Origin of the sequence: Variovorax sp. LjRoot175 (assembly GCF_964253805.1) — a bacterium.
GTDB lineage: Bacteria > Pseudomonadota > Gammaproteobacteria > Burkholderiales > Burkholderiaceae_C > Variovorax.
The window spans coordinates 4,109,414-4,130,305 of record NZ_CAXURY020000001.1 but is presented as its reverse complement, the minus strand read 5'-3'; the positions used below and the strand labels follow the sequence as shown (position 1 = coordinate 4,130,305).

Sequence of the window (20,892 nt, the reverse complement as noted above, 5' to 3'; positions counted from 1 at the left end):
CGGACTGCGAACGCAGCCAGTGATCGGACGGCTTCCGTGCGCGCAGGCAGGGCAAGCACAACGCCCCCTAGGGCCCCGTCTTGGTGGTCTTGCAGTTCTTCTGATCAGCGATCACGTCCGATAGGTAGCTGACCGTACCCTCGCCTGCGACGCGATCAATTCTCAAATCGGCACGACCGGCTTCCTCTTGCCACTTGAACTCAGTGTCGGAGATCGTGCATGGCTGCCCGTTGCAAGTTCGTGCGTCCAGGTCAATGCGGTTCGTTTTGTCGTCAAGCTGACCCAAGCGCTTGTGCCAATACTCACATTTCACTTCAAGCTTCTCGGCGCTCACCGTGGGCACCCCGAATGCCAGCACTGCGACCGTCAACAAAACCCGAGCGTTAGTCATTGAGGCCTCCTTAGCGCTTTGTAGATCGGCCATAGCCCGACGGGCACACGATCGGTCTAGTCATGAGTCGCGAGCGACGCAAAAGCCGTAGTCGAGGGCGACGATGCGTAGCTTCGAGCGGCTACAGTCGGCCCCGTGCACACGAAGTGGACTGAAGCGAGCAGGCCGTTGCCGCGACCGCAGAAGCTCGAGTTCGATGGGCATTCATGATGGACTTCCTCGCGCATGGGTGCGGAGCCAGTTTGCCTGCCCGAAGGCGGCCTTAACATCCTCCATCTTGAGCTTGCGTTGGAGCGCGGACCTGAAAAATACTGGACGATCACCCAGGGCGGCCCCGAGCCGGATGCCCTTCGCTTCAGTTCTGAATAACCATGGCTACCGGCGCTAAGCTCGGCCGCATGGCGAGAAACAGCACCGCGTGAATGGAAAGGACGAATCCCGATGACGGTGATCCAGCACAACCCGGAGGGCGTGTTTCCTCCCTACCGCTGCTACAGCCATGCCATGGAGATCAGGGGCGATTCGCGCCTTCTGGTCATCAGCGGACTCAACGGCTACCTCGCAGACGGGATCACCATGCCCGAGTCCTTCGAGGAGCAGGGCGATCTGATCTGGACCCACATGGGGACCATCCTGCGATCGGCCGGCATGGACTACCGGGACCTGGTCTCCGTTCGCACCTACCTGGCCGCGCCCGAGTTCGACGAGGCGAACGTGCGCCTGCGCGTCAAATACCTGGGCGACCATCGCGTGTCGCTGACGGTGGTCTGTTCGCAGTTGCTCGATCCGCGCTGGAAGCTCGAGATCGAGGCAATGGCTGCAAAATAGCCGGTATCGTGCTCTTTCAGGAGACACCCGTGGCCGTTGCTCCCCGCGCCCAGCCGGAAGACTTCTTCAGCACCGAGGAATGGCAGGCGCTGACCGCGCGCTCGTCGTGGAGAGGGCTGTGGGTGGTGGCGCACTGCTGGGCGGTGATCGGTGCGGCGATGGTGGCGCACCGGTTGCTCGAGCGCCGGGGTGTGACCGCACGAATGGAAACGCAGCCCGGCTACGCGAGCTTGCTGACGCTGGCCGCGGCCGCCTGAACCCGGCTTCGCGCGATGGCAGTGACCACCGAGAAAGTCACTCTCACCCGGGAGAAAGAAACCCTCCTCATCACGCTCTATGCCAAGGGCGAGGAGAGTCGGCTGCCCGATTCGCTGCTGCACGACCACTTCGCGGCCGAGGCGATGAGCCGCATCGACTACGACTTTTCCAAACTGCAGGTCAGTCGCGACGACATGATCGGGCTTGCGATGCGCGCCCACATCCTCGATGGCTGGACCCGCGAATTCATTGCGAAGTATCCGAGAGCGACGGTGCTGCATCTGGGCTGCGGCCTGGACAGCCGCGTGTTCCGGATCGACCCGCCGCCCACCATCCGATGGATCGACGTCGACTATCCGGAGGTCATCGCGCTGCGCCGGCGCCTCTATCCGGAGCGCGAGAACTACGCCCTGATCGGCGCGTCGGTCACCGAGCCCGGCTGGCTGGCCTCGGTGCCCTCGTACCGTCCGGCCATGGTCGTCGCCGAAGGGCTTTTCATGTACCTCGCCGAAGACGCGGTGCCGCAACTGCTCGCGCGGCTCACGCGGCATTTTCCGGGCGGCCATGTGGCCTTCGACAGCTTCAGCCGGCTCGGCCTGCAACTCGTCCGCTACCACCGGTCGGTGCGAGCCACCGGCGCCACCCTGCGCTGGAGCATCGACGATCCGCACGAGCTCGAACGCCGCATCCCCAAGATGAAACTGCTGACCGATCTGACGGCCTATGGCCCGAGCGGCTATGACCCGCAGCAGATCGCCAGGATGTCGTGGCCGGCGCGGATGGCGGTGCGGGTGTTTGCCGTGGTCCCGCCCCTGGGCAGGCTCGGCCGGCTGCTGCGCTACAGCTTCTGAGGGTCATTGCGCGGCGACCACGCGCGACCAGCGCTGCGTCTTGCCGAAGAGCGGAATGCCGACATACGCGTGCAGCACCAGTTCGCCCGCGGGCTGCTCGGCGGTGCTGACCGTCATGTGGCAGCGGTAGGTCTTGCCGTTCTCGCGGTTGTAGATCTCGCCGCTCCATTCCGTGGGCGGCCGGGCGGCATCGCCGCCGTCGACCGGCGCGAAATCGCGCAGGATCGTCATGCCCAGCGCGGGGCGTGCATCGGCGGCTTCCATGGCCGCGCCCTCGCGGCTCATGGAGCGGTTGCCCAGCACCTGGGTGACCGTGCCGCAAAGTGCGGCGCCGCAGGGCGCGACCTCGACTTCGAGGTTGCCGTTGGCGGTGATCCAGCGGCCGCGCGGGTCGGCAGCCGCGGCGGGTTGCGCAGCTGCGTGCATGACGGTCAAGGCCAGGCTCAGTGCGAGAAAGGCAGGGCGGGAGAAGAGAGTCATGTCGGGCTCCGGAGTGTTGGAAGACGAGGGTTATTGGAGAGTGCGGTCGTATCGCGCGTGTGTCTCCCGCGAGGCGTTTCGTCACCTTGCATGTCCAGCCGGCCCCCAGACAAAGAGCGATACAAACGCGCATCGCGAGGGCTACGTGTTCTGCGCCGAAGCCCACGCGGCCCTAGAATCGTTACGGTCATCGACAGCAAAGGATTCGGTGTGAGAAGGTGGTTTGTGTTGCTCGCCCTGACTCCTGCCGCCGCGCAGGCCCAGACCGCTTGGTTCACTGTGACAGGCAATCCCGACGATGCCTCCGTCAACACGGTCCAGGTCGACCCGGTGGCGATCAAGACCGCGGGTGACTTCAAGACCATGCACGTGCGCGTGAGCCGCTCGGAGCCGCGGATCAACTGGGACGGCGTTCCCTACCGCTCCTACGAGTCGCGGGTTGTTTTCGATTGCCGGGCCGGCAAGGCCAGCTACCTGTACGCGAGCTACTACCTGGAGCCGCTGTGGCAGGGCGCGTCGCACAAGACCGTGGACTATGTGGGCAATCCGCGTCCCATGCTGTTTCGCAACATCGAGCCGAATCCCACCCAGCGCATCGTCCGCGCGGCCTGTCGCCCCAGCGTCTAGGCAGCACACCCCGAACTGCGCAAGATTCGTCAAGCGCAGCGCAAGAGGGATCAAGCCGGACAGCGAAGGCCGGCGCACCATGGGGCCATGTGCGACTCATCCGGCAGGCGACCCATGGACTACTACCAAAGCACTCGCGAAACCGCCGCCGCCCTGCAGGCGCGGCAGGTGTCGGCCGTCGAACTGCTCGAGCGGTCGATTGCGCGCATCGAGCGCTTCGACCGGCAGATCAATGCCGTCGCAGTGCGCGACTTCGAACGCGCGCGTGCCGCGGCACAAGTGGCCGATGCGGCGCTGGCGCGCGGCGAGCGGCGTCCGCTGCTGGGCGTGCCGTTCACCGTCAAGGAGGCCTTCAACGTCGCGGGCCTGCCGACGACCTGGGGCATTCCCGGCACCGGGAAGGCGCTGGCGCCCGAGGATGCGGTGGTGCTCCGGCGCCTCAAGGCCGCGGGTGCGGTGCTGATCGGCAAGACCAACCTCGCGCTGCATCTGGCGGACTGGCAGAGCGACAACCCGCTCTACGGCTTCACGCGCAATCCCTGGGACGAGGGCCGCACGCCCGGCGGCTCGTCCGGCGGTTCGGCCGCGGCGCTGGCGGCAGGCTACGTGTCGCTCGAATTCGGTTCGGACCTGGCCGGGTCGCTGCGCGTGCCGGCGCATTGCTGCGGCATCTTCGCGCACAAGCCGACGCACGGCCTGGTGCCGATGCGCGGCTTCGCGCCGCCGGGCACGCCTGTGCTGTCGGTGAGCGCCGATGTCGATCTTGCCGTGGTCGGCCCCATGGCCCGGAGCGCGGGCGACCTGGCGCTGGCGCTCGACCTCACGGCCGGCCCGGACGATGACCGGGCCGCGGCCTGGCGGCTCGCGCTGCCGGCCGCGCGCCACGGCGCGCTGGCGGATTTCCGCGTGCTGGTGCTCGACACCCATCCGCAACTGCCCGCTTCGCAGGCCGTGCGCGCCGCGCTGGACCGCATGGCGGAGCGGCTCGCCAAAGCCGGTTGCAGGATCGCGCGCACGAGTCCGCTGCTGCCGGACCTGGCGCGGCTGGCCGCCACCTGGGGCACGCTGGTGGAGGCCCTGGTCGGCGCCGACATGCCCGATGCCGACTCGATCAGCCATCGCGATTGGGTGCATGCCGACCGCGCACGTGCCGTCTTCGCGCACCAGTGGCGGCAGTTCTTCGTGGAATTCGACGTGATCCTCTGCCCCGTGCTGCCCACCACCGCATTTGCGCACGACCACGGCGAGATGGAGAAGCGGCGCATCGTGGTCGACGGGCAAGCGATCCCCTACGGCGCCCAGTCGGTCTGGGCCAGCGTCGCCACGCTCACCGGCTTGCCGGCGACCGCGATGCCGATCGGGCTGGCCGAAGACGGCCTGCCGGTCGGCATGCAGATCGTCGGGCCGTACCTCGAGGACCGCACGACCCTTGCCTTTGCCGAACTGGTGGAGCGCGAGTTCGGAGGCTTTGTTGTGCCGCCGGGATTCGAGGGCTGATCCGGCATCGCGTCACGGCCGTTACACGTTCATCTGTTCGAATCTCGGCCACTCCGCAACCCGGTAAGAACCAAGTGATGGTGAGGCAGCCAATCGTGAATCAATCTTCGGCGCGCGTGGACGCGTCCTTCGAACAGTGGACGCGCCTGACGGACGCCTATGCCAAGCAGTTCTTCCTGCTGCAGCGCGGCGTCCGCTCCGCGCGCGCCGAGGCCATGCGGCTGGCCCAGGAGCTCCAGCGCGTCAACCAGGCGATGCAGAGCGGCGCCTAGGGAGATCCGCGACCCGCACAATGGGTCCATGAAAACCGCAGCCCCCGCGCACATCGAACCGGCCGCGCTGGCGCACTGCCGCGAGATCGCGGAAGTCCACGTTCTTTCCTGGCAGCAGGCCTACGCCGGACTGATTTCCGCCGAGTATCTGGCCGCGCTCTCGGTCGACGGGCGCGAGACCGCTTGGCGCGAGGCCGTGGTCAAGGGCGCGCCGCAACTGCTCGTGGCCATGGCCGACGGCCGGGTGGCGGGCTTCGTCGCCTTCGGCCCTTCGCGCGACAAGGACGCGGCGCCCGGCACTGCCGAGGTCTGGGCGCTCTACCTGGCGCCCGCCTGCTGGTCGCAGGGCACCGGCCGTGCGCTGTGGCTCGCCGCGCTGGAGCGCATGCGTGCCGAGACCTGTACCTCGGTCAGCCTGTGGGTGCTGGCCGGCAACGAGCGCGCCCGGCGCTTCTATGCCGCCGCGGGCTTCACGCCGGACCCGGCCTCGGCGCGCGAGTTCACGATCGGCGGCGCGCGCGTGAGCGAGCTGCGCTATGTTCTGGCGCTGATGCCGGCGCCGCCGGATGGAAACATGACATGAGCACCTCCGCGACACCACCACGCCCCTTGATCCTGCGCCATGCCGAGGTGCTGGTCACCATGGACGCCGCGCGGCGCGAGATCGCCGACGGCGCGGTGGTGATCGAAGGCCCCGCGGTCGCCTGGGTGGGCGCTACGGCCGAGTTGCCCGCAGCCTACATCGATGCGCTGCGAAGCGGCCAGGCTGAAGCCATCGACCTGCACGGCCACGTCGTGATGCCCGGCCTGGTCAACACGCACCACCACATGTACCAGAGCCTCACGCGCGCCGTGCCCGAGGCGCAGGACGCCGAGCTCTTCGGTTGGCTCACGAATCTCTATCTGCTGTGGGCCCGGATCACACCCGAGATGATCCGCGTCTCCACGCAGACCGCGATGGCCGAGCTGATGCTCTCGGGCTGCACCACCACCAGCGACCACCTCTATCTCTTTCCCAACGGCTCGCGCCTCGACGATTCGATAGCGGCGGCCGAGGTGATGGGCATGCGCTTCCATGCCGCGCGCGGCAGCATGAGCGTGGGCAGGAGCCTCGGCGGCCTCCCGCCCGACGAGCTGGTCGAGAGCGAGGAGGCGATCCTCGCCGACAGCGAACGGCTCATCGGCCGGTACCACGACGCGGGGCGCCATGCGATGCGCCGCATCGTGCTCGCGCCCTGTTCGCCGTTCTCGGTCTCGCGCGAGCTGATGCGCCTGTCGGCGGAACTCGCGCGCGAGCGGGGCGTCTCGCTGCACACGCACCTGGCGGAGAACGACAACGACGTCGCCTACTCGCGCGAGAAGTTCGGCATGACGCCGGCCCAGTACGCCGAAGACCTCGGCTGGGTCGGCCGCGACGTCTGGCACGCGCACTGCGTGAAGCTGGACGAGGCGGGCATCGCGCTCTTCGGCCGCACCGGCACCGGCGTGGCGCACTGCCCCTGTTCCAACATGCGGCTCGCCTCGGGCATCGCGCCGATCGGCGCCATGCGCCGCGCCGGCGTGCCGGTGGGCCTGGGCGTGGACGGCAGCGCCTCCAACGACGGCGCCCACCTGCTGGGCGAGGCGCGCCAGGCCATGCTGCTGCAACGCGTGGGCTACGGCCCCGCGGCCATGACGGCACGCGAGGCGCTGGAGATTGCCACCCTTGGCGGCGCCCGCGTGCTGGGCCGAGACGACATCGGTGCGCTGGCGCCCGGCATGTCGGCCGACATCGTGGCCTTCGATCTGCAGGACGTCGGGCATGCCGGCGCGGGGCACGATCCGGTGGCGGCGCTGGTGTTCTGCCAGCCGGGCTCGGTGGCGCTGAGCGTGATCAACGGCCTTGTCGTCATCCGCGAAGGGGCGTTCGAGAAGCTCGAACTGAAACCCCTGCTGGCGCGGCACCGCGAGCTGGCGCGTGCGCTGTTCGAACGTGCGCGTCATCCGCATATTGCATAGGCAGGCGCTCAGTGCCGTTTCAGTTACCTGATTGCACTCGCGACAGCCGCTGTAACGGCGCTGACACCGCGACACTCTCCAATGCGGGAACCCCACACCCCCAGGAGTTCTCATGTCGTTAAATTCCCGCCGCGGTTTTCTGCGCGGCTCGACCTCGGTTGCGGCCCTCTCGTTCATCGGCACCATGCAGGCGCTGCAGGCTCGAAACGCCAACGCCGCCACCGGCAGCACCGGCCTCGTCGCCAGCCCGTACGGTCCAGTCGCGCCGGCGCTCGACGAAGCCACGGGCCTGCCGCTGCTGCAACTGCCTGAAGGCTTCGCCTACCGTTCCTACGGCTGGACCGGCGACCAGATGGACAACGGCCAGCCCTGCCCGAGCAACCACGACGGCATGGCGGTGATCGCCTCGTACGGTCGCGGCAACAGCGTCGACGTGGTGCTGGTGCGCAACCACGAGCGCGGCCAGTCGACGAGCCTGATCCAGGCGCCGGCGATGTACGACACCGCCTCGAGCAGCGTGAACGGCCGATTTGCCGGCGGCGGAACCACCAACCTGCGCTTCAAGGGCCGCCAGTGGCTCGGCATGGAGGCGAGCCTGGGCGGCACCCTCACCAACTGCGCCGGCGGCCCCACGCCCTGGGGCACCTGGCTCACCTGCGAAGAGACCGGCAGCAATCTCGAGTCGCAAGGCGGCAAGAAGCACGGCTACGTGTTCGAGGTGCGCGCCAACGCGGCTGAGACGACGGGCAAGCCGATCGTCGCGATGGGCCGGTTCAGCCACGAGGCCGTCGCTGTCGACCCGAAGACGCGCTTCGCCTACCTCACCGAGGACAACCGCAACAAGTCGGGCTTCTATCGTTTCATCCCCAACGATGCGAGCGGCCGCCCGGGCAGCTATGAAGCGGGCGGCAAGCTGCAGATGGCCAAGGTGGTCGGCAAGGCCAACGCCGACCTCAATGTCGCCTCGACCGGTGACACGCACAGCCTCGAATGGGTGGACATCGCCGCTCCCGATGCGAACCCGGCGTCGATTGCGCTGCCCGGCTTTGTGGGCACCACGTCGGTGGCCGGCCCGTTCGCGCAGGGCTGGGCGCAAGGCGGCTTGCGCATGGCGCGCGGCGAAGGCATCTGGTATCGCGACGGCAAGCTGTTCATCGTCGACACCGCCACTGGCGTGAACGCCGCGGGCGCGGGCGGCAACGGCGAAGGCGCGGTGTGGGAGTACGACCTGGCCACGGGCATGCTCAAGGCGGTCTTCGTGTCGCTCGACGCGGTGGCCGCCAACAACCCCGACAACATCACGATCAGCCCGCGCGGCGGCGTGCTGCTTTGCGAGGACGGCGGCGGCGTCGACGACCAAGGCCAGGGGCGCATCGAGCGCCTGGTCGGCCTGACGCCCGACGGCGCCAGCTTCGTGTTCGCGCGCCACAACGTGAACCTCGGCGCCGAGCAGATCGCTTCGGCCGGCAAGATGGTCGCGCCGGGCGACTACCGCAGCAGCGAGTTCTGCGGAGCCTGCTTCGATCCGGCGGGCAAGGTACTGTTTGTGAACGTGCAATCGCCCGGTATCACGTTCGCGATCTGGGGGCCTTGGGCACGCGGCCCGCTTTGATGCCGCTATCCGGCTTGGCGCGGAGCTGTTCGCGCCTGCTCGCAACTCACTCGAGGTAATCGAGAAACAGCGGCGTCACTTGCTTGAGAAACGAGACCTCCTGCGCGTCGATGCTGCGAGGCTCCAGATCGAAATGGATGAACGTGCCATAGGGCTTCCCGGAATCGCGTATCAGCAACCGCCCGTAGTACGACTCGACAAGACCGACATAAGGGCGGTAGCTCATCAAGGACTTGTCTTTGGAGACGTGGCTGGTCGTGAATTCGCCCTCCTCGATCGCGTGTTGGCAAAAGCTCTTGTCCAGGGGAACTGCTTTCAACCAGGTGCGGTATTCAGAGGAGCGATCGAAGACGTGCTCTGCCCGCAACGCATTGCCGCTCAACTTGTAGATGGCCGTGTATCGGTACTGCGTCCTGTCATTGAGCAGCGCCAATGCGCGGCGAATTCCATGGGTGGCAAGAACACTGCGAACCGCTGCTGTTTGCGCAGTCAAGTCAATCTCGGGCATTGGGGATCAAAGTTAGGCGAAGTGCGCAGCTCTTGGCGGGGGTCGTCGACACGGATTTTATCGACGTCCCCAAAGACCTGGGGGGCCAGGGGATGAATTCCCTCGCTCTGCCCAAGCGATTGACCGTCGAGGGGCCGAGTCTGGCGTTGTCGGGTATTCGTTTTGCAGTTTAGGCGGCACATCCGCGGCAGCGAATGGCCAAAACGATGAATCCGATTGGCACGAAATCATTACGCGAGGCCCATGCGCTTGGCGCAGTGGCCGAGCGCATCCGTCTGCTTGAGGGCGCGGGGCCTACTCGCAGAGCCGTCGGATCTCCGGCGGGATCGGCACCGCGCGGATGCCGCCGCCTTCGCGCGTGGCGGCGAAGATGCGCACCTCTTCGCATTCGAGGATCAGATCTTCGCCGCGCTTCATGCGGTAGGTCTGCAGGAAGCTCTTGTCGCGCCACTCGGGAATGGCCACCGCGATCGACAGCGTGTCGCCATAGCTCGCGCTCTTGACGAAGCGCGTGTGGGTGTCGACCAGCGGCGTGCCGATCACGCCGAGGGTCTGTGCCGTCTCTTCCCAGCGCGGCACGCCGCGCTCGGCAAAGAAGTGGCGCGAGGCCGCATCGATCCAGCGGAAGAAATTGGGAAACCAGACGATGCCGGCCGGGTCGCAGTCCCCGAACTCGACGCGCACGGTGTAGATGACTTGGGGGCTCATGCGGTGAAGGCTCAGGCGGGGTTCTAGTCCGCAAGTATCTTGCGCTCGCGGATGATGGCAGCGAAGCGCGTGGAATCCGCTGCGATGCGCTCCTGAAAAGCGGCCGGCGTGCCGGGCAGCGCTTCGCCGCCCAGGCTGGCGATACGTTCCCTGACTGCCGGCATCGCGAGGATGCGGTTGATCTCGCGGTTGAGCCGGGTCACGATCTCGGGCGGCGTTCGGGCCGGCGCGTAGAAGCCGAACACCGTGTCGGCATCGAAGCCCTTGAGGCCGGCTTCGTCCAGCGTCGGCACATCGGGGAACAGCGGCGAGCGCTTGGGGCTGCCCACGGCCAGCAGGCGCAGCTTGCCGGCGCGCACCTGGGCGAGCCCGATGCCCGGGTCGAAGTAGTAGTCGAGCTGGCCGGCCAGCAGGTCCTGCAGCGCCGGCGCCGCGCCGCGGTAAGGCACATGGACCGCGTACAGGCCCGTCTGGCTCTTGAACATCTCGCCCGCGAGGTGCGGCGAGCTGCCGGTGCCGGGCGAGCCGTAGGAGAGTTTGCCGGGGCGCTCCTTCACGTAGGCGATGAAGTCCTTGATGTTCTCCGGCGGCAGCGAGGGCTTGGTCACCAGGAACACCAGCACGCGCGCAGCCGCGGCGACCGGCATCAGGTCCTTGGCGGGGTCGAAGGCCATCTTCGGATAGATGTGCGGGTTGACCGACACCATGCCGCCCGAACTCATGAGCAGCGTGTAGCCATCGGCCGGCGCCCGCGCCGCGACCTCGCCGCCGATGTTGCCGTTGGCGCCGCCGCGGTTCTCGATCAGCACCGGCTGCCCGAGCGCTTCCTGCAGCGGCAGCGATACCGCGCGTGCGATCTGGTCGGCCGCGCCGCCGGGCGGGAAGTTCACGACGATCTTGATCGGCTTCGAAGGCCAGGCGCTGCCTTGCGCGTAGGCCGCGGGCGCCGCGGCGGCGGTGGCCAGCAGCAGGGCGAGCAGGGCGCGCCGGGATCTTGGTGTTGTCATCGTTTGTCTCCTCATGTTGTTCAGGGGGTCGCCGCCGGCGGGCGCTTCATCCAGCGGATCGGCTGCGCGATCACCGGCCTGGGCGGCGCGCCGTGGCGCACCAGCGTGGCGTCGAGCGCGGTGCCGGCCTCGTCGGCCAATGCCGCTTCGCGCGCGGCGGCGATCGCCGCCGCGCGCGCGGCCGGCGAGCCGTCGGGCAGCGGCGCCACGGCCAGGTGATCGATCACGTGCAGCAGATTGCGCTTGCCGCGCTCGTTGGTGCTGCCGTAGCCCTTGATGAGCCGGCCGCACAGCGCGATCTCGTGGCCGAGACGCCAATCGGTGCGGGTGCCCCGCACGACGGCAGCCAGCCAGCGTTCGATCAGCGCCTGTTCGTCGGCGAAGCGGCTGCCGCGCTTGCGCAGCCAGCGCAGCGAGGCCAGCACGCGCAGCGAGGCCATGCCGGCGACCGAGTGGCTGCCGACCTTGAGCGGCAGGGCGAAGGGCGTCTTCCTTCGCCGGTCCCAGGCCGCGACGCGGTGCGCCAGCGAGGCCGGCAGCAGCGCCGCGAACTCGGGTGCGCCGGGCTTGAAGTGGTCATACACCTTGACGATGTCGTCCTCGCCGGCCTTGACCTCGTTGCGCACGCGCTGCGTGCGGCTGGCGCGGCTCTTGAGCTCGGCCACGCGCACGATGTCGTCGAAGGCCATCCACAGCGCGAGCCAGCGCGCCATCTCGCGCGTGACCGCGAAGCCGTTGGCGCCCGCAGGGTCGGGCGCGCGCTCGGCGGCCAGCACCTGCTGCAGGCGTTCGAGGTAGAGCCCGGCATAGGCGTCGTCCTGGTAGTCGACGAGCCGTGCATGGCCGAGCGCGAGCATGTCGTGCACCGGCGGCGGGAAGGCGCGTGCCAACTCGGCGCTCAGCGTGGGCTGCACTGGCGCTTCGTCGCCTCCGCTCGACAGCAGTCGCGTCACCAGCGCGGCCTGCGCGCGCGGCATGCCGACGATGTCGAAGGCCTTCGCGAAACCGCGCAGGCTGGCCGCCGCCATCTTGTTGAGCTTCTCGGGCGCGCTGGTGTCGCCGCCGCGCACCACCTGCTCGTAGGCCTCGCGCGGGAACGGGAACAGCCCGCTGCCCGCGATCGCGCCGAGCATCACCGCGCTGACCACCGTGCCGGCCTCGCGCGCCGCGGTGCCCATGTCGAACACATGGTGCTCGCGGCTGAAGGCCTTGACCACATCGAGCAGCCGCTGGGCATCGGCGCGCCCGTCACCGGGCTGCATGCGCTCGGCCGTGGTCAGCGTGCGGCCCGAGGAGGTGATGACCAGCGTGCGCTGCGGTGCGCTCATGCCATTGCCGACCTGGCGCGTGGTCTCCAGCAGCTCCGAGGAGACGATGGCGTCGAGCGCGCCCGGCACCGGGCTCAGGCTGAACACCGGCCGGCGTCCGCCGAGCTCGGCCAGCGGCACCGGAAAGACCTCGATGTAGTAGGTGGTGGCGCCGGTGCGCTGCGCGACGCCGGGGATGGAGGTGCTCTGCGCGGCGTAGCCGGCATGACGCGCCGTATCGACCAGCCATTCGGTGAGCACGCCACCGCCTTCGCCGCCGAGGGCGCAGACGAGCAGGGTGATGGGTTGGGTTCGGTTCATCGTGGTCATGTGGAGCTCACGCGGGTTGCAATGCGCGAACGATGGCACCGCGCAGCGAGTGCAGCAGCCGCTCGTGCCACTTCGGGTTCTGCACCACCTCGGCGCGGTAGAAGCTGGGACACAGCGTGGCCGCATGCGCGTTCTCGCCGCACAGGCCGCAGCCGACGCAGCCGTCGATCACCACCGCGACCGGGTCGACCTTGAGCGGATCGGGGTTGTCCTTGATGGTGAGCGTGGGGCAGCCCGAGAGCCGGATGCAGGCGTGGTCGCCATTGCACACGTCCTCGTCGACGCCGTACTTCACGCGCACCACGCGCTCGCCCTTCTTCAACAGGCTGGCAATCCAGGGCTTGATGCGGCGCTGCCGCTCGAGCTGGCATTCGCCCTCGGCGATGATCACCTTGAGGCCGTTGAAGTCGCTCGTGAAGGCGTCGTTGAGCGTCTTGCGCATCTTCTCGACGTGGTAGGTGTGCACGGTGCGCAGCCACTGCACGCCCAGGCCCTTGAGGGTCGATTCGATGGTCTGGTTCTTGTCGACCAGGCTCTGCTGCTTGTCGACCGCATGCGCCTTCATCTCGTCGTCGGGCGTGGAGATGATGTCCTGCGTGCCGGTGGCCGAGGTGTAGCCGTTCTTGAAGATCAGGAGCACCGCGTCGTCGCCGTTGAAGAGCGCGCTCTGCACGCCGGTGAGCAGCCCGTTGTGCCAGAAGCCGCCGTCGCCCATGATCGACAGCGCCCGGCGCTGCATCATCGGCGACACGCCCGCGCGGCTCGCCAGGCTCATGCCGTAGCCCAGGATCGAGTGGCCCATCGAGAAGGGCTCGAAGGTGCCGAAGGCGTGGCAGCCGATGTCGGCCGCGATGTGCACCGGCCCGCTGTCCTGCTGCGCGAGCTTGAGCGCGGCGAACACGGGCCGCTCGGGGCAGCCGATGCAGAAGCTCGGCGGGCGGGCCGGCAGCGGCGCCTCGAGTTGCGTGGCCACCGCGGCGCGGCGGTCGCGGTTGCCCATGAGCCAGCCCTGGGCCGAGTCCTGTGCATGCTGCGGCAGGTAGCGTTGCGCGAACCGGCCGAGGCCGGTCGCCAGCACCTCGACGCCATATTCGCCGGCGGCCGGCAGCATGTCGCAGCCGTGCAGCGGCGTCTGGATGTCGCGCCGGCGCAAGAGCGTCGCGATCTCCTGCTCGATGTACTCGGGCTGGCCTTCTTCCACCACCAGCACCGCGCGCTTGCCCACGCAGAAGTCGGCCACCTGTTCGGGTACCAGCGGGTAGGCGACGTTGAGCACCAGCAGGGGAATGTCGGTCGCGCCGAAGGCATCGGCCAGGCCGAGCTGCTGCAGGCTGCGGATCAGCGCGTTGTAGAGCCCGCCCTGCACCACGATGCCGAGGTCGGCATGCGTGCCGGGGATCAGCTCGTTGAGCTGGTTCTCGGCGATGTAGCGGCGCGCGGCCGGCAGGCGCTCGTCGCCCTTCAGCTTCTCGTGGCGGAAGGTGACGGGCGGATGCGCGAGCCGCATGTAGTCGAAGCCGGCCGGCTCTTCCATCAGCGCGCGCGTCGAGATCAGCGGCGGCAGGTTGTTCTTGCACTCGAAGCTGCCGCGCACGTGGCAGGTACGGATGCGCAGCTCCATCATGCAGGGCATGTTGGAGTATTCCGAGAGCCGGAAGCCGTGCTCCACCATGTTGACCATCACGCCCAGGTCGGGCCGCGGATCGAGCAGGCACATGCTGGACTTGAGCGCATAGGCATGGGTGCGCTCCTGAATGACGCTGGCGCCTTCGCCGTAGTCCTCGCCCACCACGATCAGCACGCCGCCCTTGACGCCGGGCGAAGACAGGTTGGACAGCGCATCGGCCGCCACGTTGGTGCCGACGATGGACTTCCAGGTTACGGCGCCGCGCAGCGGGTAGTGGATGGAGGCGCCGAGCATCGCCGCGGCGGAGGCCTCGTTGGAGCAGGCCTCGACGTGCACGCCCAGCTCGTCCATGTAGGGCTTGGCCTGCACCATCACGTCGAGCAGGTGCGAGACGGGCGCGCCCTGGTAGCCGCCGACGTAGGCCACGCCCGACTGCAGCAGGCCCTTGGTGATCGCGAGGATGCCCTCGCCATGAAAGGTGTCGCCGGCGCCGAGGCGCAGGGCCTCGATCTCTTTGCTGAATGAAACTTCCAAAGGTCTTCTCTCGTGGGGATTACTTGCGGCCCGGGAAGCGGGCCAGGTAGTAGGCGAGGGTGTCCAGGTCCTCGTTCGGGATGCGGCCGACCGCCTCGGCCATGGCCATCGTGTAGCCGACGCGCTTGCCGGACTTGAATTCGCGCAGCGTGAGTTGCAGGTAGTCCTCGCGCTGCTGCGCGATGCGCGGAACCTGCTGGCCGCCGCTGAAATCGGCACCATGGCAGAACACGCATTTGTGTTCCTGCGCCAGGGCCTGGCCACGGGTCATGCGTGCCGCATCGGGCGGCGTCGCCGGTGCCGGCACAGGCACCGGCGGCAGCGTGGCGATGAAATCGGAGAAGCCGCGCAGGTCATCGTCCTTCATGGTCTTGGCCACCGCGGTCATGGCCTCGTTCGCGCGCCGGCCTTCGCGAAACAGGAACAGCTGCGTGATCGCGTAGAAGGAGTGCTGGCCGGCCAGCACCGGCGTGCCCGGCATCTCGCTGCGCCCGTTGGCGCCGTGGCAGGCCACGCACAGCGCCGCATAGCGCTGCGCGTACGCGCCCGCCGAAGGGGCCTGGGCGCCTGCCGGCGCCGCGAGCCAGAGAAACGCTGTCGCTGCTGCCGTGAATGCGAAGGTTCGCGTTCCTCTCATCACTTGCCGTAGCTGATGCGGTAGATGGCGCCCGCGTGGTCGTCGCTCACCAGCAGCGAGCCGTCCTTCAGCACCAGGAAATCGGCCGGGCGCCCGAGGTAGCTGTTGTTCTCGACGAAGCCGGTCATGAAGGGCTCGACCTTGGCGCCGCCCTTGCCGTCGGGCCAGGCGACCGCGACGTCGGCGTACTTGATCGTGCGGTTCCACGGGCCGTGGCGGGCGATGAACATCGCGCCCTGGTACTTGGCCGGGAACATCTTGCCGCGGTAGAAGTTGAGGCCCAGCGAACCGGCATGCGGCCCGAGCAGCGCGGCGGGCTTCGTGTAGTCGCCGCACGACTTGCCCCAGCCGAATTCCGGATCGGCGATGTTGCCCTGGTGGCAGAACGGATAGCCGAAGTGCTGGTTCGGCCCGGTGACGACGTTGAGCTCGTCGTTGGGCAGGTCCTCGCTCATCCAGTCGCGGCCGTTGTCGGTGAACCAGAGCCGGTCGGTCTTGGGGTCGAAGTCGAAACCCACCGTATTGCGCACGCCGCTCGCGATGGTCTCCATGCCGCTGCCGTCGAGGTTCATGCGATAGATCTTGGCGTACTCGCCGGGGTCGCAGATGTTGCAGGGCGCGCCGATCGCGAAGTAGAGCTTGTCCTTGTGGATGCGCAGGTACTTCCAGCTGTGGTCCTCGCCGCCGGGCAGCTTGTCGTAGAGCACGACCGGCGTGCCGGGGTTGTCCAGCTTCGAATCGATGTTGTCGTAGCGCAGGATCTGCTTGTGCGTGGCCAGGTAGAGCGCGCCCTTGTGGTACTCGAGGCCGGTGGCCTTCTCCATCTTGTCGATGATGGTCTTGACCTCGCGCGCGTTGCCCTTGGGAGTGATCGCATAGACCTTGTTGGCGACGAACAGCGTGCTCACGAACACGGTGTCGTTGGCGCCCTGGCGGAGTTCGCGGGCGTCGAGCACGCCCGAGGCCCAGGTCTCGACCTTGAAGCCCGGCGGCAGCTTGAACTTGGCGGTCGGCAGCTTGTCGGCCGGGGTCGGAATCGGGAAGGCCGGCACCGGCGCCATGCGCGTGGCGGCCTCGGTCTTCGGGCGGCCCTTGGCCCAACCCGGCTCTTCGGCGGGCGGCTGCTGGGCCGTGGCGGAGAGGGCGGCGCACAGCAGCGCGGCCATTGCACAGAACGAGCGGGTCTTCGGCATGGCGATGTCTCCTTTCTACGTTGTTCGAAGCGGCGAGTGTGGGACGCATGCCGCCCGGGTTCAATAAAATAATCGAGCTAAGCGACATGAATGCCATGCATATCGACACCATCGACCTGAACCTGCTGCGCCTGTTCGACGCCGTCTACCGCGCGCGCAGCGTGAGCCGCGCCGCCGATTCGCTGGGCCTCACCCAGCCGGCCGCGAGCCACGGCCTGGGCCGGCTGCGGCTGCTGCTGGAGGACGCGCTGTTCACGCGCACCGCCGGCGGCGTGGCGCCGACGCCGCGCGCCGAGCGGCTCGCCGTCGCCGTGCAGTCGGCGCTCGGCACGCTGGAGGAGGCGCTCAACGAGCCCGACCGCTTCGAGCCCACGGCCTCGCGCAAGACCTTCCGCATCCACATGAGCGACATCGGCGAGGGCCGCTTCCTGCCCGCGCTGATGGCGCGCCTGGGCGAGCTCGCGCCCGGCGTGCGGCTGGAGACCCTGCCGCTCGCGCCGACCGAGATCGCGCCCGCGCTCGACAGCGGCCGCATCGACTTCGCCTTCGGCTTCCTGCCCAAGGTGCGCGACACGCAGCGCGTCCATCTGCTGAAGGACCGCTACATCGTGCTGCTGCGCAAGGGCCATCCTTTCACGCGCGGGCGGCGCAGCGGCAAGGCGCTGCTGGAGGCGCTGCAGAAGCTGGAGTACGTGGCGGTGCGCACGCACGCCGAAACGCTGCGCATCCTGCAACTGCTCAACCTCGAGGACCGCGTGCGCCTGACCACCGAGCACTTCATGGTGCTGCCGGCCATCGTGCGCGCCACCGACCTGGCGGTCGTGATGCCGCGCAACATCGCGCGCGGCTTCGCGGAAGAGGGCGGCTACGCCATCGTCGAGCCGGCCTTTCCGCTGCGCGACTTCACCGTGTCGCTGCACTGGAGCAAGCGCTTCGAGGCGGATCCGGCGAACAGCTGGCTCAGGGGGGTGATGAGGGAGTTGTTCGGGGAGGGGTGAGGCGGGCTTGCCGCTATGCTCGGACCTGCGCGATTTCACACGGCAGGGAGTAAAGAAAAATGACGGTTGTCACCGGAAAGCGTTTGTCCGTTGCCAGGGCGGCCTCATGAGCGCCGCGGGGCCGTCGCTTGCGCTCGAAGCTATCACGCAGCGCATCTTCGTCTTGCGCGGGCAGAAGGTGCTGCTCGACAGCGATCTGGCCGATTTGTATGGCGTAGACACGCGCCGCCTCAATGAGCAGGTGCGCCGCAATCGAGAGCGCTTCCCGAAGGATTTCATTTTCGAGCTGACGCGTGAGGAGTACACCAACTTGAAGTCGCAATTTGCGACATCAAGCTGGGGTGGCCGGCGCAAGTTGCCGCTGGCGTTCACGGAACACGGCGCGATCATGACCGCGACCTTGCTGAGCAGCCCGCGTGCGGTGGACGTATCGGTCTATGTGGTGCGGGCGTTTGTGCAATTGCGCGAACTGGCTCGCAGTCACGCAGACTTGGCCAAACGCCTCGATGCGTTGGAGGAAAAAACCGAGTTGATCGCGATGCAGCATGACGCCTTTAGTCGTAACACGCGCGTTCAACTGCGCCAGCTTTTCGATGCGTTGCGCGAACTTACCGCCCACCCTGAACCGCCGAAACGGACCATCGGATTTGTGCCGCCCCAGGAGAAGAAGAAAGAACGCGAAGAGTTCGCGAGGCAAAAGCAAGAGGTAGAGCCAAACCCGCATCCTCAAGGCAGGTTCTCCCTGAAGATCACCGGGCTGCGCGTGCTCTCCACGCCGGCCAGCACCTCGCGCTGGTCGCGCAGGTTGGTGAAGACCGTGCTCAAGGGCGGGCAGATGGGGGGAGAGGCGTGTTCGAGCGTCTCACGAACGCTTCGTCGCCAGCATCCGCCCCAGCGCGAAGACCGAGTTGGGCGTGTCCGGAAGCAGTGGCTTGGCTCGCGCGGAAGAGGCCGGGGCCCGCCGCTCGGCCTGCTTGCTTTCGGGCTGCACGCCGCTCGCGATCTGTTCGTCGACCAGGCTTTGGAGTGTGACGGCATCGAGGAACTCGACGGCGCAACGGTTCACCGAGGCCCAGAGTTCGTCCGTCGCATAGCGGCTCGGGTGGCCGGGAGCTGCGGCTCGCCCTTGCTTCGCCGCCTCGGCGGCGGCAGGGTCGTCGATCGCAAAGATGATGTCCGCCACGCTGATGTCCGCAGCCTTGCGGCCGAGCGAGTAGCCGCCGCCGGGCCCGCGCGTCGACACCACCAGACCGTGGCGGCGCAGCTTGCCGAACAGCTGTTCCAGATGGGAGAGGGACACCTGCTGGCGGCGGCTGATGCTGGCCAGGTTGACCGGGTCCGCCTGTCCGTGGAGGGCCACATCGATCATCGCGCTGACGGCGAAACGACCTCGGGTGGTGAGTCGCATCGAATGTTCTTCTTTCCTTTGCGTTCGACCCTTGGAGGCCGAAGGGACCCGGCGGGACGTGGAGCGCGGATCTTAGCCGTCGGCTCGGCTGGCTCGCGCCTCGACCAAGGGTTTTCCCGGGCGTCACATACCGGCCCCCACATAGGCCATATGGGCACGATGGTATGCATGCGGCTTGTGAAAGGACTAACTTCGCAGGCACGGTTTTTGATCGCCACCACGAGTTGCCTCCCACGAGCATGAGCATGACCCCGAGCACCCAACCCATCCGCTTCTTCCACCGCGGCCGGATCGTCGACGTGAGCGGCGTGCATCCGACGCGTTCGGTGCTCGACTGGCTGCGCGAGGACGCACGCTGCACCGGCACCAAGGAAGGATGCAACGAGGGCGACTGCGGCGCCTGCACCGTGGTGATCGGCGAACTGGCCGAAGCCGGCGAGGCGAATGCGGTGGGCGGACTGCGCCTCTCGACGGTGAATGCCTGCATCCAGTTCCTGCCCACGCTGCACGGCAAGGCGCTGTTCACGGTCGAAGACCTCAAGGCGCAATGCAGCAAGGGCCGTGACACCGCGCAGCACGACAAGCACGCGGTGACGCGCCTGCATCCGGTGCAGCAGGCCATGGTCGACTGCCACGGCTCGCAGTGCGGCTTCTGCACGCCGGGCTTCGTGATGTCGCTGTGGTCCACCTACGAACACCACCAGGCCGGGGGCACGCGGCCGACGCGCCAGCAGCTGGCCGACGATCTCTCGGGCAACCTGTGCCGCTGCACCGGCTACCGCCCGATTCTCGATGCCGGCCAGCGCATGTTCGACCTGCCCGGCGTGCGGCTCGACGCCGAGCCGGTCGTTACCGCGCTCGCCAGCCTCAAGCACGAAAACAGCTTCGACTACGCCGCGCCGCTGGGCCAGCGCATGGACCACTTCCACGCCCCGACCACGTTGGCCGACCTGGCCGCGCTGCGCGAAGCCAAGCCCGCGGCGCAGCTGCTCGCGGGCTCGACCGACGTCGGCCTGTGGGTCAACAAGCAGTTCCGCGACCTGGGCGACATCATCTTCGTCGGCGACGTCGCGGAGATGAAGGTGGTGGAAGAGCGCGGGGATGCGCTCTACATCGGCGCCGGCGCTTCGCTCGAGGCCGCCTTCGGCGCGCTGGCACGACGCCTGCCCAGCCTGACCGACGTCTGGCTGCGCTTTGCCTCGCCGCCCATACGCAACGCCGGCACCATGGGCGGCAACGTCGCCAACGGTTCGCCGATCGGCGATTCGCCGCCGGTGTTGATGTCGCTCGACGCCGAGATCGAGCTGCGCCGCGGCGAGCGGGTGCGCCGCATGCCGTTGCCCGACTTCTATGTCGACTACATGAAGAACCGCCTGGAGCCCGGCGAGTTCGTGCAAGGGCTCGTGGTGCCGCTCGCAGCCATGCAGCGCCAGGTGCGCGCCTACAAGATCAGCAAGCGTTTCGACTGCGACATCTCGGCCCTGTGCGGCGGTTTTTCCATCGCGCTCGACGGTGACGTGGTGAAGGAAGTGCGCCTGGCCTTCGGCGGCATGGCTGCGGTCGTCAAGCGTGCCGCGCAGGCCGAGGCGGCACTGGTGGGCAAACCCTGGACGCAGGCCAGCGTCAACGCGGCCAAGCTTGCGCTGGCGCAGGACTTCAAGCCGCTGACCGACATGCGCGCCAGTGCCGACTATCGCCTGCAGGTGGCGCAGAACCTGCTGCAGCGGCTGTGGCTCGAAACGCGTACCGCCGACCCGCTGCCGGTGGAAGCCACCAGCGTCTGGAGCGTGATGCCCCATGCGGCCCTGCAAGGAGTCTGAG

At 67.9% G+C, this 20,892-nt stretch carries 22 protein-coding genes and 1 pseudogene; 12 read left to right on the top strand and 11 right to left on the bottom strand.

Annotated features, from left to right (window positions below):
- Window positions 1-67: 67 nt before the first annotated feature.
- Window positions 68-391 carry a hypothetical protein gene (locus ACSQ89_RS20550; RefSeq protein ID WP_436290926.1) on the bottom strand — a complete coding sequence of 108 codons (324 nt, stop codon included), beginning with the start codon at window positions 389-391 and terminating at the stop codon, window positions 68-70.
- A 441-nt stretch (window positions 392-832) separates the two neighbouring features.
- Between ACSQ89_RS20550 and ACSQ89_RS20545 the strand changes: the two genes are divergently transcribed.
- The 3 genes from ACSQ89_RS20545 to ACSQ89_RS20535 are packed head-to-tail and all read left to right on the top strand — an operon-like array spanning window position 833 to window position 2,328.
- Window positions 833-1,219, top strand: a complete 387-nt coding sequence (locus ACSQ89_RS20545; RefSeq protein WP_093102911.1) for a RidA family protein — start codon at window positions 833-835, stop codon at window positions 1,217-1,219.
- 29 nt (window positions 1,220-1,248) lie between these two features.
- Entirely contained in the window at window positions 1,249-1,476 is a 228-nt protein-coding gene (locus ACSQ89_RS20540; RefSeq protein ID WP_093102913.1) for a hypothetical protein, read from the top strand.
- A gap of 15 nt (window positions 1,477-1,491) precedes the next feature.
- Window positions 1,492-2,328 carry a class I SAM-dependent methyltransferase gene (locus ACSQ89_RS20535; protein ID WP_436290927.1) on the top strand — a complete coding sequence of 279 codons (837 nt, stop codon included), beginning with the start codon at window positions 1,492-1,494 and terminating at the stop codon, window positions 2,326-2,328.
- Between the two features lie 3 nt (window positions 2,329-2,331).
- Here the strand turns inward: ACSQ89_RS20535 and ACSQ89_RS20530 are convergent, their stop codons facing one another.
- Complete coding sequence (locus tag ACSQ89_RS20530; protein ID WP_436290928.1) at window positions 2,332-2,808, bottom strand: DUF2147 domain-containing protein; 477 nt, start codon at window positions 2,806-2,808, stop codon at window positions 2,332-2,334.
- A 225-nt stretch (window positions 2,809-3,033) separates the two neighbouring features.
- Here ACSQ89_RS20530 and ACSQ89_RS20525 point away from each other — a divergent pair, with 225 nt between their 5' ends.
- The 6 genes from ACSQ89_RS20525 to ACSQ89_RS20500 all read left to right on the top strand — a co-directional run bounded on the left by ACSQ89_RS20525 (window position 3,034) and on the right by ACSQ89_RS20500 (window position 8,814).
- A complete protein-coding gene (locus ACSQ89_RS20525) occupies window positions 3,034-3,435 on the top strand; it encodes a surface-adhesin E family protein (RefSeq protein ID WP_436291121.1) in 402 nt (133 codons plus the stop codon).
- 114 nt (window positions 3,436-3,549) lie between these two features.
- A complete protein-coding gene (locus ACSQ89_RS20520) occupies window positions 3,550-4,932 on the top strand; it encodes an amidase family protein (RefSeq protein WP_436290929.1) in 1,383 nt (460 codons plus the stop codon).
- Between the two features lie 95 nt (window positions 4,933-5,027).
- Window positions 5,028-5,204 carry a hypothetical protein gene (locus tag ACSQ89_RS20515; RefSeq protein WP_170855485.1) on the top strand — a complete coding sequence of 59 codons (177 nt, stop codon included), beginning with the start codon at window positions 5,028-5,030 and terminating at the stop codon, window positions 5,202-5,204.
- A 28-nt stretch (window positions 5,205-5,232) separates the two neighbouring features.
- On the top strand, window positions 5,233-5,787 hold the full coding sequence (locus ACSQ89_RS20510; protein ID WP_436290930.1) for an N-acetyltransferase family protein: 555 nt from the start codon (window positions 5,233-5,235) through the stop codon (window positions 5,785-5,787).
- Complete coding sequence (locus ACSQ89_RS20505) at window positions 5,784-7,202, top strand: 8-oxoguanine deaminase (protein ID WP_436290931.1); 1,419 nt, start codon at window positions 5,784-5,786, stop codon at window positions 7,200-7,202. The genes ACSQ89_RS20510 and ACSQ89_RS20505 overlap by 4 nt, the downstream gene beginning before the upstream one ends.
- Before the next feature lie 112 nt (window positions 7,203-7,314).
- The gene (locus ACSQ89_RS20500) at window positions 7,315-8,814 is read left to right on the top strand and encodes a PhoX family protein (protein WP_436290932.1); all 1,500 of its coding nucleotides are present in this window, start codon (window positions 7,315-7,317) and stop codon (window positions 8,812-8,814) included.
- 46 nt (window positions 8,815-8,860) lie between these two features.
- Here the strand turns inward: ACSQ89_RS20500 and ACSQ89_RS20495 are convergent, their stop codons facing one another.
- From ACSQ89_RS20495 to ACSQ89_RS20465, 7 genes are all read right to left on the bottom strand, one after another.
- On the bottom strand, window positions 8,861-9,322 hold the full coding sequence (locus tag ACSQ89_RS20495; protein WP_436290933.1) for a hypothetical protein: 462 nt from the start codon (window positions 9,320-9,322) through the stop codon (window positions 8,861-8,863).
- 294 nt (window positions 9,323-9,616) lie between these two features.
- Window positions 9,617-10,030, bottom strand: coding sequence for an acyl-CoA thioesterase (locus ACSQ89_RS20490; protein WP_093102924.1), 414 nt, complete (start codon window positions 10,028-10,030; stop codon window positions 9,617-9,619).
- A gap of 23 nt (window positions 10,031-10,053) precedes the next feature.
- Window positions 10,054-11,037, bottom strand: coding sequence for a Bug family tripartite tricarboxylate transporter substrate binding protein (locus ACSQ89_RS20485; protein ID WP_436290934.1), 984 nt, complete (start codon window positions 11,035-11,037; stop codon window positions 10,054-10,056).
- Between the two features lie 20 nt (window positions 11,038-11,057).
- Entirely contained in the window at window positions 11,058-12,665 is a 1,608-nt protein-coding gene (locus ACSQ89_RS20480; protein ID WP_436290935.1) for an indolepyruvate oxidoreductase subunit beta family protein, read from the bottom strand.
- Between the two features lie 16 nt (window positions 12,666-12,681).
- Complete coding sequence (locus ACSQ89_RS20475; RefSeq protein WP_436290936.1) at window positions 12,682-14,835, bottom strand: thiamine pyrophosphate-dependent enzyme; 2,154 nt, start codon at window positions 14,833-14,835, stop codon at window positions 12,682-12,684.
- Between the two features lie 19 nt (window positions 14,836-14,854).
- Window positions 14,855-15,472, bottom strand: a complete 618-nt coding sequence (locus tag ACSQ89_RS20470) for a c-type cytochrome (protein WP_436290937.1) — start codon at window positions 15,470-15,472, stop codon at window positions 14,855-14,857.
- A complete protein-coding gene (locus ACSQ89_RS20465) occupies window positions 15,472-16,665 on the bottom strand; it encodes a PQQ-dependent sugar dehydrogenase (protein ID WP_212733615.1) in 1,194 nt (397 codons plus the stop codon). The genes ACSQ89_RS20470 and ACSQ89_RS20465 overlap by 1 nt, the downstream gene beginning before the upstream one ends.
- A gap of 86 nt (window positions 16,666-16,751) precedes the next feature.
- Here ACSQ89_RS20465 and ACSQ89_RS20460 point away from each other — a divergent pair, with 86 nt between their 5' ends.
- Together ACSQ89_RS20460 and ACSQ89_RS20455 are read left to right on the top strand one after the other, a co-directional pair.
- Window positions 16,752-17,663 (top strand): LysR family transcriptional regulator, encoded by a 912-nt coding sequence (locus ACSQ89_RS20460; protein ID WP_093102930.1) that lies wholly within the window; start codon window positions 16,752-16,754, stop codon window positions 17,661-17,663.
- Window positions 17,664-17,769: 106 nt separating this feature from the next.
- Window positions 17,770-18,003: pseudogene (locus tag ACSQ89_RS20455) on the top strand (ORF6N domain-containing protein); the annotation flags it as partial.
- Here ACSQ89_RS20455 and ACSQ89_RS20450 read toward each other — a convergent pair.
- Both ACSQ89_RS20450 and ACSQ89_RS20445 read right to left on the bottom strand, forming a co-directional pair.
- Window positions 17,995-18,393 (bottom strand): hypothetical protein, encoded by a 399-nt coding sequence (locus tag ACSQ89_RS20450; RefSeq protein ID WP_436296352.1) that lies wholly within the window; start codon window positions 18,391-18,393, stop codon window positions 17,995-17,997. The pseudogene ACSQ89_RS20455 and the gene ACSQ89_RS20450 overlap by 9 nt on opposite strands.
- 132 nt (window positions 18,394-18,525) lie before the next feature.
- Window positions 18,526-19,071 (bottom strand): Rrf2 family transcriptional regulator, encoded by a 546-nt coding sequence (locus ACSQ89_RS20445; RefSeq protein ID WP_436290939.1) that lies wholly within the window; start codon window positions 19,069-19,071, stop codon window positions 18,526-18,528.
- 239 nt (window positions 19,072-19,310) lie between these two features.
- Here ACSQ89_RS20445 and xdhA point away from each other — a divergent pair, with 239 nt between their 5' ends.
- Window positions 19,311-20,891, top strand: coding sequence for a xanthine dehydrogenase small subunit (gene xdhA, locus ACSQ89_RS20440; protein WP_436290940.1), 1,581 nt, complete (start codon window positions 19,311-19,313; stop codon window positions 20,889-20,891).
- Window position 20,892 lies beyond the last annotated feature (1 nt).